Raw genomic sequence first — 14,928 nt, forward strand, 5'->3', positions numbered from 1 at the left:
ACTTAAAAGGGATATTATATCATCTATTACTTAATAAATTACATTTCTTCCTCTTCTATATCATGATGATGATCATGGTCATCATCTATAACAACACCATCTAATTCTGGTATGTGTATATTGTGCTTTTTAGAATAATCTATTAAAGCTGATTTTATAGCTTGTTCAGCAAGTACTGAACAGTGCATTTTAACTGGTGGTAAACCATCTAGCGCTTCAGCAACAGCTTTGTTTGTTACTGCTAATGCTTCATGTATAGTTTTTCCTTTTACCATTTCTGTAGCCATTGATGAACTAGCTATTGCAGATCCACATCCAAAAGTTTTAAATTTAACATCTTTTATAACTTTTGTATCTTCATCTATATCAAGATATATTCTCATTATATCTCCACATTTAGCGTTTCCTACTTCACCTATTCCACTAGCGTTTTCTATTTCTCCTATATTTCTTGGATTCATGAAATGATCCATAACTTTATCACTATATTGCATGATGTAATCCTCCTTTAATTTTGATATATATTAATCTATCTCCGATATTATTTGTCTTTATTTTCTTTTATAAATTTGTCATATAGAGGTGACATACTTCTTAGTCTCTCTATAACTTTTGGTAAGTGTTCTATTATATAATCTATATCTTCTTCAGTTGTAAAGTCACCTATAGATAATCTTAAAGAACCATGTGCTATTTCATGAGGTAATCCTATAGCCATTAAAACATGTGATGGGTCTAATGAACCTGATGTACATGCAGAACCACTTGATGCAGCTATACCTAACATGTCTAGCATTAATAGTATTCCTTCTCCTTCTATAAATTCAAATGAGAAGTTAACATTTCCTGGTAATCTATGTTCCATACTTCCGTTAACTCTTGTGTATGGTATATTTTTAAGTATTCCATCTATTAATCTTTTTCTTAATGCAGTAAGTCTTTCTATATGGTTATCCATATTTTCTTTAGCCATTTCTGCTGCTTTTCCATATCCTACTATTGAAGGTATATTTTCAGTACCAGCTCTTCTTCTTCTTTCTTGTGCTCCACCATGAACAAATGAATGTAACTTTGTTCCAGTTTTAATATATAAAGCACCTATTCCTTTAGGTCCATATATTTTGTGAGAAGACATACTCATTAAGTCTACATTTAATTCTTTAACATCTATATGAATATTTCCTGCTGCTTGAACTGCATCTGTGTGGAATATTATATTATGTTTTTTAGCTATTTCACCTATTTCTTTTATAGGTTGTATAGTTCCTATTTCGTTATTTGCAAACATTATAGTTATTAATATTGTAGTGTCTTTTATAGCTTTTTCTAATTCATCTAATTTAACTCTACCTTCAGCATCAACATCTAGGTAAGTTACTTCAAATCCATGATGTTTTTCTAAGTATTCACATACATGAAGTATACCATGATGTTCTATTTTAGATGTTATTATATGGTTTCCTTTATGTTTATTAGAGAAAGCAACTCCTTCTATTGCCCAGTTATCACTTTCTGTTCCACCACCTGTGAAGTATATTTCATTTGGCTTTGCATTTATAAGGTTTGCTACTTGTCCTCTAGCTTTATCTAATGCAGCTTTTGCTTCTCTTCCGAATGTATGAAAACTAGATGCATTCCCGAAATAATCTGTTAAATAAGGCATCATTTCATCTAGTACTTCTTTTTTAACAGGTGTTGTCGCTGAATAATCCATATATAATCTTCTTTTTTCCATTTTGTATTCGCTCCAATCTACTTTAATAAATTTGTTATATCGCAGTCTAATTTGTTTTTGTTGTAATCATCTATCATGTCTTGAAGGTTTATAGCATTTATTACATCCTCTATTCCCTTCTTTAATTTTTCCCAAACGACTTTTGTAACGCATATATTTGAATTTTCACAAATATCTTCATCTATAACACAATCTGAAATTGAAATAGGCCCTTCTAGTACTACTAAAATATCCCCTACTTTTATATCTTTAGGTTTTTTAGCTAGTAAATATCCACCTTGTGCACCTCTTACACTTTTAACAAGTCCAGATTTCTTAAGTGATGAAAATATCTGCTCTAAATATTGTTCTGATATATTTTGTTTTTTAGCTATATACTTTAATGGTACTGGACCATTCTCTTCATTTAGAGATAATTCAAACATAGCTTTGAGTCCATATCTACCTTTAGTTGATAGTTTCATATATTATCACCCTTTACTCAATTACAATTCATAGTAATTTACTAGGTTTTATCTTCAATATTATTTTATTATATCCTAGTAATTTTGTCAACTTTAAATTCATACTAATTTACTAGGTTTTATTTTTTCACATTCACTAATTAAAATGCTTCATTTATACTATATATATACCATCATTTTTTTAATGTAAACATATTATTTTAAATTTTTCTAACAAATAAAAAAGACTGTATTTAAACAGTCTTTTTATAATTATTATTTTTGAATAGGAAATTAAAAAATCCTCTTATTCCATTAAACATAACTATTATTACAACCAGTATTATTATTCCAGTAATAGCTCCACTTGAATCTATAAATACATCTTTTATACTTCCAACTCTTCCAGCTACTGATAGCTGTCTCATTTCATCATAGTAAGCATATAAAGCACTTATTATAAATGATAGTATAGCTGATATAAATACTCTTTTAGTAAATACATAAAGCATTAGACATAAAGAGATACCAATACATGCATATATACTAAAATGAGCTAATTTTCTAATTATATAACTTTTACTTCCATATCTCTTTAAAACATTAAATACTTTATCTTTTATACTTATTAACTTACTATCTTTTAGAGTAACCTCTTGTCTTATTTCATCAACCACGTTGACAACTTTATCTGATTGCATTTTAGATACATTACCTTCTTGACTTGAAAAATAATACATAGTTCCCATTGCTAAAACAACTAATACTAAGCAAATTATTTTTTTCATGGTATTATCACCTCTTTTATATTTAGTGATTATACATTATATAATTATACAAGTCCAATTTTTGCAATAAATATATCTTATAATATTCACTAAATGATAAACATTTTTCTTAAATTTTAATCATGACTATATTATTTGAATATAAAATAGGGTATCTCCCAATAAGAGAATACCCTAAACATAATAAATACTCCATTTTCCTATTTCTTTAAATCCTAATTTTTTATATATCTTTCCCGCTTCTTCATTATCATAAAATAAACACGGAATTTTTCCTTCTTCTAATAATTCTCTACATAACTTGCTTATGCATAAAGTTGCATAACCTTTATTTCTGTAATTTGGATGAGTCCCTACACCAACTATCAGCCCATATTTTTGGCTTTCTAATGTACTCTTTGCCATAGCAACAACTTGTTTATCACACGATATATAATACCCTCTTCCAGTTTTAAGCATATTTTTTATATTTTCTACTGTAGTGTTTTCAAATTCTTCTATAACTTCATATAACTTTACTACTTTACCTATACTACCAAATCTAATCCTTTTTACATTTGAACTTCTCATTGTATTTTCTAAATTTTTTGTTGTAGGTAGCTTGCAAAAACTAACTATTCTTTTTCTATTAATATTTAAATTTTTTTCAAGTTTATCTAGACATACTGTTTTACCGCTTATCTCAGTATAATCTAATTTATCTATAAAGTTAGAAAATCTCTTTGCATTAAATTTAGAATAAGAATAAAATGTTAAAAAATCTAAATATTTAACTAATATTCCCTCTATATTGCCACTTCTATCTATATCTGCCCATACACTAAAAAAATTATTATCATATCCAAATCTCTCAATATCCCCAACTATAAATAAATTAAATTCAGGTTCCTTACTTAAATATTCAATTATCTTTTTATGATATTTTCCATTCATTTTCAAAATCATATACTTCCCCCTGATATAAAAATAAATCTACATATAAAAACTACCTTTATAATATTTTTATTATCAATAGTGGTTTTTATGATAATTTTATATTTACTAATAGATTTCCTTCTTTTTAGTTTTAGTTAAATATTTTTAAGTGACAAATACGCTATAATTAATCTTTGTTTTTTAAGCTTTTCCAATAATTCGCAAAAGCCATTTCATTTTTATTTTTACCTGGATTATAGTATTTTTTATCTTTTATAGTTTCTGGCATGTATTGCTGATTTATATAATTATTTTCATAATTATGAGGGTATTTATAGTCTATACCTCTACCTAGATTTTTAGCACCGCTATAGTGCGCATCTTTTAAATGAACTGGTATATCTCCAACTTCTATATTATCTAAATCATATATTGCTGATTGTATCGCAGTGTATATAGAATTAGACTTAGGACAATTTGCTAGATATATTGTAGCTTGAGCTAAAGGTAATTGAGCCTCTGGAAATCCTAGTTGATTAGCTGCATTAACACAAGCTTCTACTATAGTTATAGCTTGGGGTACAGCTAGTCCTACATCTTCACATGCAATACACAAAAGCCTTCTAGTTATACTATTTAAGTCTCCTGCCTTTATAAGCCTTGCTAGATAATGTATAGATGCATCTATATCAGAGCCTCTTATAGACTTATGAAATGCAGACAATATTGAGTAGCTATCATCTCCTTTATTGTCATAATTAAGTATCTTTACAGAAGAACATTCTATTGTATTATCTAGAGTTATATTAATTTCATCAGAGTTACTATCAATACTAACATTAAATACAAGTTCTAGTTTGTTTAACGCACTTCTCATATCTCCATTACAAGTATCTGCTATATATTTTATAGCTTGTTCTTCTACCTTTATTGTTTTGCTTTTATAAAGATTTCTTAACTTTTCTATTGAATTCATAAGGCCTATAAATATATCTTGTGAATTTATTTGTTTAAACTCAAATACTGAACATCTACTAAGTATTGCTTTGTATATAGCAAAATATGGATTATCTGCTGTACTTGCTATTAATGTTACTGAGCCTTCCTCTATAACTTCTAGTAATGATTGTTGCTGTTTTTTATTTAGTGCTTGTATTTCATCTAACATTAAGATTATTCCATTATAAGAAAATAAGTCTCTTTTAGTGGCCTCTATTACTTCTTTTATTTCTTTAACACCGCAGTTTACGGCATTTAGTTTTATGTATTTTTTTCCTGTTGCATTGGCTATTATATTTGCTAGGGTAGTTTTACCTGTTCCTGGAGGACCATATAAAATCATATTTGGTATAGTTTTATTTTCTATTAATTTATTTAATATTTTCCCTTTTCCTATTATGTGAGATTGCCCCACCATATCGTCTATACTTTGAGGTCTAAATCTATCTGCTAACGGTTGCATATTACCTCCTAATATCCTTGTATTAAATAAAGGTATCTATAATATTTATAGATACCTTTATTATTAGTAATTTGATTTTAATTTCTTTAACTCTTCTATAAGCTTATCATTAAGTATTTTTATATGTGTCCCCTTCATACCTAATGATCTAGATTCAATTACTCCAGCACTTTCAAATTTTCTAAGTGCATTTACTATAACTGATCTTGTTATACCAACTCTATCAGCTATTTTACTAGCTACTAATAAACCTTCTTTACCATCTAATTCTTCAAATATATGCTCTACAGCTTCAAGTTCTGAATAAGATAAAGTACCTATAGCCATTTGTACTACCGCTTTCTTTCTCATTTCTACTTCTAATTCTTCACCTATAGCTCTTAATATTTCAAGCCCTACTACCGTAGCACTATACTCTGCTATAACTAAATCATCATCATTAAACTTTTCATCATACCTCGATATAAGTAATGTACCTAATCTTTGTCCACTTCCTAATATAGGAACTATTGTATTATACTTTTGTGCTCTTTCCGCTTCTAGTGGGAAGAACTCTAATAATTTTTCTCCTGTTAAGTTCTCTAATGTATCAGATACTTTTAACATATTCTTAGTATACTCTTCTGGGAATTTTTTTTGTCTTGTCCCTTCTTCTTCTACTACCGAACTATCTTTTTCATCATTTAGGAATAAGCCTAATACTTTACCTTTAGAGCTTAGTATGTATATATTTGCACTTAACACCTCACCTAATGCTCCAGCTAATAAGTCAAAAGAAACATTACTGCCACCACTTGTTTGTAACGTTTTATTTATCCTTCTAGTTTTTTGTAATACTTCACTCGCCATTATAATTCATCTCCTCATGAAAATCAGCCTTTTTCAGCTTTTCCCTATTCATCTATCTAAATTTTTTATCATTAATACGCATTATGCAATAGAATATTATCACAAAATCAAACCTTTTTCAATATAATAGACCTTATTTTTCTAATTTTCGCTATTTTCATTCGTTGTTTTTATATTATCGTTTTCTTTATTATTTAAATTCTTACATTCTTTATTAGAACATACAACTTTAATTTCACCTTTTGTAGCCTTTTCTACCATATATGACCCACATTCTGAACATAGTTCTCCTGTTGGTTTGTTCCATGCTACAAAGTCACACTCTGGATACTTAGAGCAACCATAAAATGCTTTACCTCTTTTAGATTTTCTAAGAATAATATCTCCTTCATGACACTTAGGGCATTTTACGCCTATTTTATTAACTAATGGTTTTGTAGTTTTACACTCTGGATAGTTTTTACATGCTATGAATTTTCCAAATCTACCGTATTTTATAAACATCTTTTCTCCACAGTTTTCACAGACTTCATCTGTTTCCTCATCCATGTTTATCTTTTCTATACTTTCTTTAGCTATTTCTATAGCTTCTTTTAGTGGTTCATAAGATTCTTTAACTACATCTTTCCACTCCATATGCCCTTCTTCTATTTCATCTAGTTTACTTTCCATTTGAGCAGTAAAATCGGCATCTATAAACTTTTGGAAGTTTTTTTCTAGTATGTCTGTGACTATTATCCCTAATTCTGTAGGATGTAAACTTGTACCTTGTTTTTCAACATACTCTCTATTTAGTATAGTTGCTATAGTAGGCGCATATGTACTTGGTCTACCTATACCTAATTCTTCTAATGTTTTTACTAAGCTTGCCTCTGTAAATCTAGCAGGTGGCTGAGTAAAGTGTTGAGTTGGTATTATATCTTCTATATCTAATATATCACCTTCATTTATAGTTGGTAATATTTTATCTTCTCTATCAGTAAAGTTATATATTTTTGTATATCCGTCAAATTTTAATTTTGATCCTGTAGCCTTAAATATATAATCATCTATTTTGCACTCTACATTTAATATATCAAATACAGAGTCTTCCATTTGACTTGCAACAAATCTTCTCCATATTAAGTTATACAACTTAAATTGATCTTTAGTAAGATATTCTTTTATACTATTTGGAGTCTTGTCTACATATGTAGGCCTTATAGCTTCATGTGCATCCTGAACTTTTTTACTTTCTTTTTTATCTTTCTTATCTTCTACATTTTTATAATAATTTTCACCTATTTCACCTAAGATATAATCTTTAGCTTTTTCTTTAGCTTCTTCTGATATTCTCTTAGAATCTGTTCTTATATATGATATAAGACCAACAGTTTCCTTTTCTATATCTATACCTTCATATAACTCTTGTGCTATACTCATAGTTTTTTTAGTTGTAAAAGATAGTTTATTTGCAGCTTCTTGTTGAAGCATACTAGTAGTAAACGGCTTTGGTGCTGATTTTTTTCTACTCTTAGATTCTATGGATACTACATTTAGTTTCTTGCCTTTTATATCATCTAAGATATTATTTATCATCTCTTCATTTTCAATTTCTATCTTTTCATTTTTCTTTGAATGAAATTTAAAATTAATATCTTCATTTTTTTCTGTTTTTGCATCTAGCTCTAATGTCCAATATTCTTTTGGTATAAATGCATTTATTTCTTTTTCTCTGTCGCATATTAATTTTGTTGTTACTGATTGAACTCTACCTGCACTAAGACCTTTTCTTATTTTTTGCCAAAGTATTGGACTTATTTGATAACCTAAAAGTCTATCTAAAACCCTTCTAGCTTGTTGTGCATCTACTAGACTTAAATCAATATTTCTAGGACTCTTTATAGCCTTTTTTATTGCATCTTTAGTTATCTCATTAAATTCTATCCTACACTGTTCATTTTCATCTAGATTTAATATATGAGCTAAATGCCAAGATATAGCTTCACCCTCTCTATCAGGGTCGGTTGCTAAATATACTTTCTTAGATTTTTTTGCTTCTTTTTTAAGTTCCTTTATTACGTCGCCTTTTCCTCTTATATTTATATACTGAGGATCAAAATCATTTTCTATATCTACACCTAATTTACTTTTAGGTAAATCTCTTACATGACCGACCGAAGCTTTTACCGTATAATGGCTCTTCCCTAAAAATTTCTCTATCGTTTTAGCTTTAGCAGGCGACTCAACGATGACTAATGTTTTGGCCATAACCACACACCCCCACTTTTTATGTTATTTATGAATTTAAAATATATCTATTATTATTAATCTGTACTAAAATATCTCTTAATACTAATTCATTTAAAATTATATTTACATATTTTATATCCATTCTAGTATTATCACAAATTTCATCTATATGCAAGGTTCCTTTATTTTTTATAGTATTTATTATAATACGAGATTTCTTATCTAGATTAATATTATCATACTTTTTTAAATTTTCTTTATTTTTATCATTAATAATTTTATATTCTTCTAAAATATCTTCTATACTGCATACAAGCTTTGCACCTTCTTTGATTATTTTATGGCATCCTTCACTCATGGCAGAATGTATACTTCCTGGTATAGAAAATACTTCTCTTCCTTGTTCTAATGCAAAATCTGCAGTTATTAATGCTCCACTTTTTATGGCAGCTTCAACCACTATAACTCCATGACTTATTCCACTTATAATTCTATTTCGATGTACATAATTACTTGGATAGACTTTAGAATCTATACCATATTCAGATATTATAAGTCCATCATTTTCTAGTATTTCTTTACTCAAATATAAATTTTTTCTTGGTAAAATATTATCCACAGATGAACCTATTACAGCAACCGTTTTTCCACCACCTTTTATACAACCCATATGAGAGTATGAGTCTATACCAGTAGCTAATCCGCTAACTACATTTATATTCATTTCTGATAGTTTACTGCTAATTGTTGTCGCACAGTGTTTACCATATGCAGTTGCTTTTCTTGATCCAACCATGGCAATTGATAATCCCTCATTTAGTATATTTATATTTCCTTTATAGTATAATAATTTTGGTGCATTATATATATTTTTTAGCCTACTTGGGTAATGATCATCTTCTATACTTACATATTTTATGTTTCTATGTCTTAATTTTTCTTTTATATCATCTAAATAAGCAAGACTTTTATATTTTACTATATTTTCCTTAATATTTAAATTTATATTTTCAATTTCATATATTTCTTTGTCACTTAAATTAATTATATCTTCTACTTTTAATCCATTTTGAAGTATTTTATCTATTACATTATTACTTATCTTATCTATTGATCTTAGCCATAAATAAGCATCTTTTTTATCCATATGAGTCTCCTATTTAAAATATGTGTAATAAGCTTTCCTAAATGAGAAAGCTTCCATTATATGATTTGAATTTATATTTTCACTTTCTTCTAAGTCTGCTATAGTTCTCGATACTTTTAATAGTTTAGTATAACTTCTGTTGCTTAATTTATATTTTTCTAGTATTAGGTTTAATGTATTTAAACCATCACTTTCTAACTTACAATAGTCTAGTAACTTTGATGATTTTATCTCATCGTTAGTTTTAATTGAATCATTCTCAAATCTCTTATTTTGAATAATTCTTGCTTTCTCCACTCTATCTCTTATAATATCAGAATTTTGTGAACTATCACTTTTAATTAGTTCATCATACGGTATTGAATTAACTTCTACAAATATATCGAATCTATCTAATAATGGACCTGACAATTTATTTATATATCTATCTATGTCAATTTTTTTACACCTACACTCCTTATCCGACATAAAATATCCACAAGGACAAGGGTTCATAGCACCTACTAAAAGTACATTACAAGGGTAGGTTATATTTTGCTTTACTCTAGATATATTAATGACTTTATCTTCTATAGGTTGTCTTAATGTTTCAAGTATTTTTCTATCAAATTCAGCTATTTCATCTAGAAATAATACTCCTCTATGAGATAAAACAATTTCACCTGGAGTTGCTTTTTGGCCCCCTCCTATTAATGCTTGCCTAGTTGAAGTGTGGTGTGGTGATCTAAAAGGTCTTTTTGTAATAATACCTTCATTATCAGAAGTCATTCCACATGCACTATAAATTTTAGTAACTTCTAACATTTCATCTTTTTGAATTTTCGGAAGAATTGTTCTTATTCTTTTTGCTATCATAGTTTTTCCCGAACCTGGAGGACCAATCATTAGCATATTGTGATTTCCTGCTGCTGATATTTCTGCTGCTCTTTTTACAAAATAATTACCATAAACATCTTTAAAGTCTTCATCATAATCTATATTTTCTTTTGTGTCTTGTTTTTTAGTTTTTATAATTGCCTCTTTATCTATATCTATATCACCATTTAAATAGTCTATACATTCTTTTAGACTGCTAATAGGTATTATATCTATACCATCAATAAAAGAACTTTCTAATATATTATCTTTAGGTATAAATACTCTTTTTATTTTATTTTCTTTAGCCCCTATAACCATAGGAAGTATTCCTTTAACTTTCCTTATATTTCCATCTAAAGATAATTCACCTATAAACAAACTATCATTTAAATACTCATCATCTTTTTTTATAAGATTTTTGAGTATTCCAATGGCTATTGGCAAATCAAAATAAGCACCTTCTTTTTTCATATCTGCAGGAGATAAATTTATTACTATCCTAGAATTTAAAAACTTATACCCACTATTTATTATTGCTGATTTAACCCTATCTCTAGATTCTTTTATTTCTACTCCTGCAAGACCTACAATATTAAAACAAGGTATACCATTTTGTATATCAACTTCCACTTTAACAATAAAAGATTCTATACCTATTAAATTACTTGAATTTATAATACTTAGCATTTTAACTCCTCTAAAAAGCATTTTCTATATGGTTAATCTTTTTATCCATAAAATATACTTCTATAACATCAAATCGAATTTTACTATCATAAAATTTTTTTGCAAATATATAATGTTTTGCTGTATTTGTTATCTTTTTTATTTTTTTATTATTTATTGCATCTCTTCCATGTCCAAACCTTAAATCCATTCTTGATTTAACTTCCACAAATACTAGTTCATCTTCAAACTTTGCTATTATATCTACTTCTCCACTTCTTATTCTATAATTAGTATCTAATACCTTAAATCCTTTTTGTATTAAATATTTATAAGCTATTTTTTCTCCTAAATTACCTTTTTCCTTATTATTCATAGCTTCTCCTAATTCAAAAACTTTTTTGTAATTATATCCTCCTATATATTTATGTATACTACTTTTTACTTTTTTGATTGAATTTTTTATAAGTTGCTACTAATATTACTTGTAGAGGGGGGATTTTAATGTCTAGGTCTAAAAGACTTATTTATAAAAAGAAAAAGAAAAGATTATTAAAAAATAGAATTATCTTTTTATCTTCTTTTCTTTTTATATTGATTTCTTCATTTTTTATATTCACATATGGTAATAATCAAAAAAGCAATAATACTATGTCAAATAATCTTAAGGATGTACAAGCATTATCTTCATATAAAAAAACTTCGACTCTCACCTTAAGCACCGCAGGAGATATCATGACCCATATGCCTCAACTTAAAGCTCAGTACAATAATTCATCTAATGCATACAATTTTAATAATAATTTTAAACACGTAAAACATATCTTAGAAAATACCAACTTATCAATAGCTAATCTAGAAACTACTTTAGCTGGTGCATCAATACCTTATTCATCTTATCCTACTTTTAACACCCCTGACGCTATTATAGATAGTTTAAAATATGCAGGTATTGATATTTTATCTACCATTAATAATCACTCTTTTGACAAAGGTGATTTAGGTGTTAAAAGAACATTAAGGGTCTGTAAAGAAAAAGAAATAGAAACTATAGGAACCTCTAATAAAAATGAGAATAAGCACATTATAAAAGAAATAAATGATATATCTTTAGGTATAATTGCATTTAGCTATGGTGAAATAATAGATGATAACAAATATTTAAATGGAATGAAAATATCAGATGAATCTAAAGATAATATGAACATATTTGACATGTATGATGTTAACAAAGCTTTTAATACTATAAAAAAAGAACTAGATAAAGTTAAAGATACAGATACACAAATAGCTGTTTTACATTGGGGTAATGAATATCAAAGAACTCCTAGTAAATTTCAAAAAGAGTTAGCTCAAAAACTATGTGATTATGGAGTAGATATAATAATAGGTTCTCATCCTCATGTTGTACAACCTGTAGAAATAATACAATCTAAAGATAATAATACCAATACTTTAGTTATATATTCTTTAGGAAACTTCATATCAAATCAAAGACAAGAACTTTTAAACACACCTTACACAGAAGATGGTCTTATGGTATCTATTGAACTTACTAAAGATCATACAAAAAATCAAACCTTAATATCATCAGTAAATTGTATTCCAACTTGGGTTAACAAATATAAAGACTCTAACAAGGATGTTTATGAAATAATTCCAATATACTCTAAAGAACAACTCTCTAAAATTGATAATCTACCTATGGAAAGACTAAAACTTTCTTATGAAAGTACAGTATCTCAAATAAAAACTTCAGATATAATTAAAGTTCCACAAAATATTTTTGAGTAAAAATAAAAGTCTCTCCTAATTATTAGGAAAGACTTTTATTTTTATATCTATTTATATATAACCTTTTCATCTATATCATCTATATTTTGACATCCTGTTAATATCATAGTTGAACTTAATTCATTTTTAAGTTTTTCTACATAAGATTTAACACCTTCTGTCTGACCTCCAAAAGATGCTGTTACAAATGGTCTTCCTATAAGCACTGCATCTGCTCCTAATCCTATCAGCTTAAGAACATCTACACCACTTCTAACCCCACCATCTACAAGTATAGTTATTTTTCCTTTTACTGCCTTAGATATATTAGGAAGTACATCTGCTGCTCCAGGAGTACAGTCTAAAACTCTACCACCATGATTAGATACAACTATTGCATCAACTCCGGCTTCTACTGCCATTAAAGCATCTTCAACCGTCATTATACCTTTTAATATAAATGGTAAATTTGTAGACTTTTTAAGTTCTTTTATAGCATTTAAATCTTTTGGTACAACCTTTTTACCATGCATTGAAAGTGTTACAAGGCCACATGCATCAATATCTACACCTACTGCTATTGCTCCTGCTTCTTCTGCAAGTTTTATTTTATTTATTATATCATGATTTTCCCAAGGCTTTATAAACACTATACCTTTACCATTATTTTCTTTAAGTACTTTTAAGTTCTCTATTAAAAATTCATCTATAGCAGTATCCCCTACCATAGCATATACTCCTGAATCAATACATCCTTTAACTACAGGTTCTATGTATTCTCTTTCTGATATTTGACCACCCATATTTAAAGTTGTTCCTGTAATTGGTGCAGCAAATATTGGAGCATCCATTTTTTGGCCAAATAACTCTACACTAGTATCAGGATTACACACATTGTGTACTACCCTCATATTTATCTTAACTTTTTCTAAACTCTTATAATTTTCAATGAAAGCTGATCCGCTTCCCTTACCGCCCATACCAGGCACTTCCCCTGCACAGGCTACACCATTACAAACTTTACAAACTCTACAGCTTCCATTAAATTTTTCTCTAGCATTTTTTTCTAGTTCTTTAAAATTCATCTTAACTTCCCCCATCTTAAATTGTATAGTTTCTTTATAGTTTATGGTACTTTTTTATTTTTATTAATTATAGCACATTTTTTAGAAAACTCTTTCTATGTATAGGAGTTATACCATGTTTTTCTATAGCTTCATAATGTTCTTTTGTTCCATATCCTTTATGCCCTTTAAATCCATATTCAGGATACATTTCATCATACTGATACATTAAATTGTCTCTTGTGACCTTTGCTAATATACTTGCTGCAGCTATTGATATAGATTTTGAATCTCCTTTTATTATAGGATTTTGAGCAATATCTACTCCTGGTATAGTAGCTGCATCTATTAATAGATAGTCTGGACTTTTCTTTAAGCAATTTAAGGCTTTTTTCATAGCCATGTAAGTTGCATTTAGTATATTAAATTCGTCTATCTCTTCATTATTCACTATTCCTATACCATAATCTAGAGCTTCCTTTTTTATTATATCAAATAACTCTTCTCTTTTAGCTTCACTTAGCTTCTTAGAATCATTTATTCCTTCTATCTTAGTTCCTTGCTTAAATACTACAACACTAGCTACTACAGGCCCTGCTAATGGACCACGTCCTGCTTCATCTATACCACCTATATATACATACCCTTTTTTATAACCTTCACTCTCAAATTCATTTATTTTTTCTAATCTCTCTTCTTCTCTTCTTATAGCATCTAATTTTTTTGCCATTTTTACAGCTAAACTTTGAACTGATTTTCTCTCATCTATTTTCAAAATTTCTATATATTTCATATATTCATCAGTACTTATATTTTCTATTATTTCCTTAATTTCTTTTACACTTTTATCTTTCATAAATTTCTCCTTGGATTACTTTATATTGTCTATTTATATATACATAAATAAATGTATATTTTATTTTCTTCTATTAATATATTAACATATATTTTATAAACTATAATATAATTCATTGTTTGTATATTTATAAAATAAAA

14 protein-coding genes are annotated in these 14,928 nt (G+C 27.8%); 1 reads left to right on the top strand and 13 read right to left on the bottom strand.

The genetic code is table 11. The features are described from left to right. Nucleotides 1-38: 38 nt before the first annotated feature. The 11 genes from nifU to I4U89_RS07315 form a co-directional block, all read right to left on the bottom strand. Complete coding sequence (gene nifU, locus I4U89_RS07265) at nucleotides 39-494, bottom strand: Fe-S cluster assembly scaffold protein NifU (RefSeq protein ID WP_195939727.1); 456 nt, start codon at nucleotides 492-494, stop codon at nucleotides 39-41. 47 nt (nucleotides 495-541) lie between these two features. Then, nucleotides 542-1,735 (bottom strand): cysteine desulfurase NifS, encoded by a 1,194-nt coding sequence (gene nifS / locus I4U89_RS07270; protein ID WP_195939728.1) that lies wholly within the window; start codon nucleotides 1,733-1,735, stop codon nucleotides 542-544. A 17-nt stretch (nucleotides 1,736-1,752) separates the two neighbouring features. Further along, nucleotides 1,753-2,199 (bottom strand): RrF2 family transcriptional regulator, encoded by a 447-nt coding sequence (locus I4U89_RS07275; protein ID WP_195939729.1) that lies wholly within the window; start codon nucleotides 2,197-2,199, stop codon nucleotides 1,753-1,755. 233 nt (nucleotides 2,200-2,432) lie between these two features. Further along, nucleotides 2,433-2,966: a VanZ family protein gene (locus I4U89_RS07280; RefSeq protein ID WP_195939730.1), complete on the bottom strand. Its 534-nt coding sequence runs from the start codon at nucleotides 2,964-2,966 to the stop codon at nucleotides 2,433-2,435. Between the two features lie 174 nt (nucleotides 2,967-3,140). Further along, nucleotides 3,141-3,911 carry a GNAT family N-acetyltransferase gene (locus I4U89_RS07285; RefSeq protein WP_195939731.1) on the bottom strand — a complete coding sequence of 257 codons (771 nt, stop codon included), beginning with the start codon at nucleotides 3,909-3,911 and terminating at the stop codon, nucleotides 3,141-3,143. 157 nt (nucleotides 3,912-4,068) lie between these two features. Next, the gene (locus I4U89_RS07290) at nucleotides 4,069-5,343 is read right to left on the bottom strand and encodes a replication-associated recombination protein A (RefSeq protein ID WP_195939732.1); all 1,275 of its coding nucleotides are present in this window, start codon (nucleotides 5,341-5,343) and stop codon (nucleotides 4,069-4,071) included. Between the two features lie 63 nt (nucleotides 5,344-5,406). Next, nucleotides 5,407-6,192, bottom strand: coding sequence for a GTP-sensing pleiotropic transcriptional regulator CodY (codY, locus tag I4U89_RS07295; protein WP_195939733.1), 786 nt, complete (start codon nucleotides 6,190-6,192; stop codon nucleotides 5,407-5,409). Nucleotides 6,193-6,333: 141 nt separating this feature from the next. Continuing rightward, the gene (gene topA, locus I4U89_RS07300; protein ID WP_195939734.1) at nucleotides 6,334-8,442 is read right to left on the bottom strand and encodes a type I DNA topoisomerase; all 2,109 of its coding nucleotides are present in this window, start codon (nucleotides 8,440-8,442) and stop codon (nucleotides 6,334-6,336) included. Nucleotides 8,443-8,470: 28 nt separating this feature from the next. Then, nucleotides 8,471-9,571 carry a DNA-processing protein DprA gene (gene dprA, locus I4U89_RS07305; protein ID WP_195939735.1) on the bottom strand — a complete coding sequence of 367 codons (1,101 nt, stop codon included), beginning with the start codon at nucleotides 9,569-9,571 and terminating at the stop codon, nucleotides 8,471-8,473. Between the two features lie 9 nt (nucleotides 9,572-9,580). Next, nucleotides 9,581-11,116 (bottom strand): YifB family Mg chelatase-like AAA ATPase, encoded by a 1,536-nt coding sequence (locus tag I4U89_RS07310; RefSeq protein ID WP_195939736.1) that lies wholly within the window; start codon nucleotides 11,114-11,116, stop codon nucleotides 9,581-9,583. 10 nt (nucleotides 11,117-11,126) lie between these two features. Next, the gene (locus tag I4U89_RS07315; RefSeq protein ID WP_195939737.1) at nucleotides 11,127-11,471 is read right to left on the bottom strand and encodes a YraN family protein; all 345 of its coding nucleotides are present in this window, start codon (nucleotides 11,469-11,471) and stop codon (nucleotides 11,127-11,129) included. Nucleotides 11,472-11,599: 128 nt separating this feature from the next. On the opposite strand from I4U89_RS07315, the gene I4U89_RS07320 reads away from it, so the two are divergent. Then, a complete protein-coding gene (locus tag I4U89_RS07320; RefSeq protein WP_195939738.1) occupies nucleotides 11,600-12,889 on the top strand; it encodes a CapA family protein in 1,290 nt (429 codons plus the stop codon). Between the two features lie 47 nt (nucleotides 12,890-12,936). Here the strand turns inward: I4U89_RS07320 and I4U89_RS07325 are convergent, their stop codons facing one another. Next, nucleotides 12,937-13,953 carry an alpha-hydroxy-acid oxidizing protein gene (locus tag I4U89_RS07325; RefSeq protein WP_195939739.1) on the bottom strand — a complete coding sequence of 339 codons (1,017 nt, stop codon included), beginning with the start codon at nucleotides 13,951-13,953 and terminating at the stop codon, nucleotides 12,937-12,939. 67 nt (nucleotides 13,954-14,020) lie between these two features. Then, complete coding sequence (locus tag I4U89_RS07330) at nucleotides 14,021-14,788, bottom strand: ribonuclease HII (RefSeq protein WP_195939740.1); 768 nt, start codon at nucleotides 14,786-14,788, stop codon at nucleotides 14,021-14,023. Nucleotides 14,789-14,928 lie beyond the last annotated feature (140 nt).

The sequence above is a fragment of the Romboutsia sp. 1001713B170131_170501_G6 genome (assembly GCF_015668195.1).
Taxonomy (GTDB): Bacteria; Bacillota; Clostridia; order Peptostreptococcales; family Peptostreptococcaceae; genus Romboutsia_C.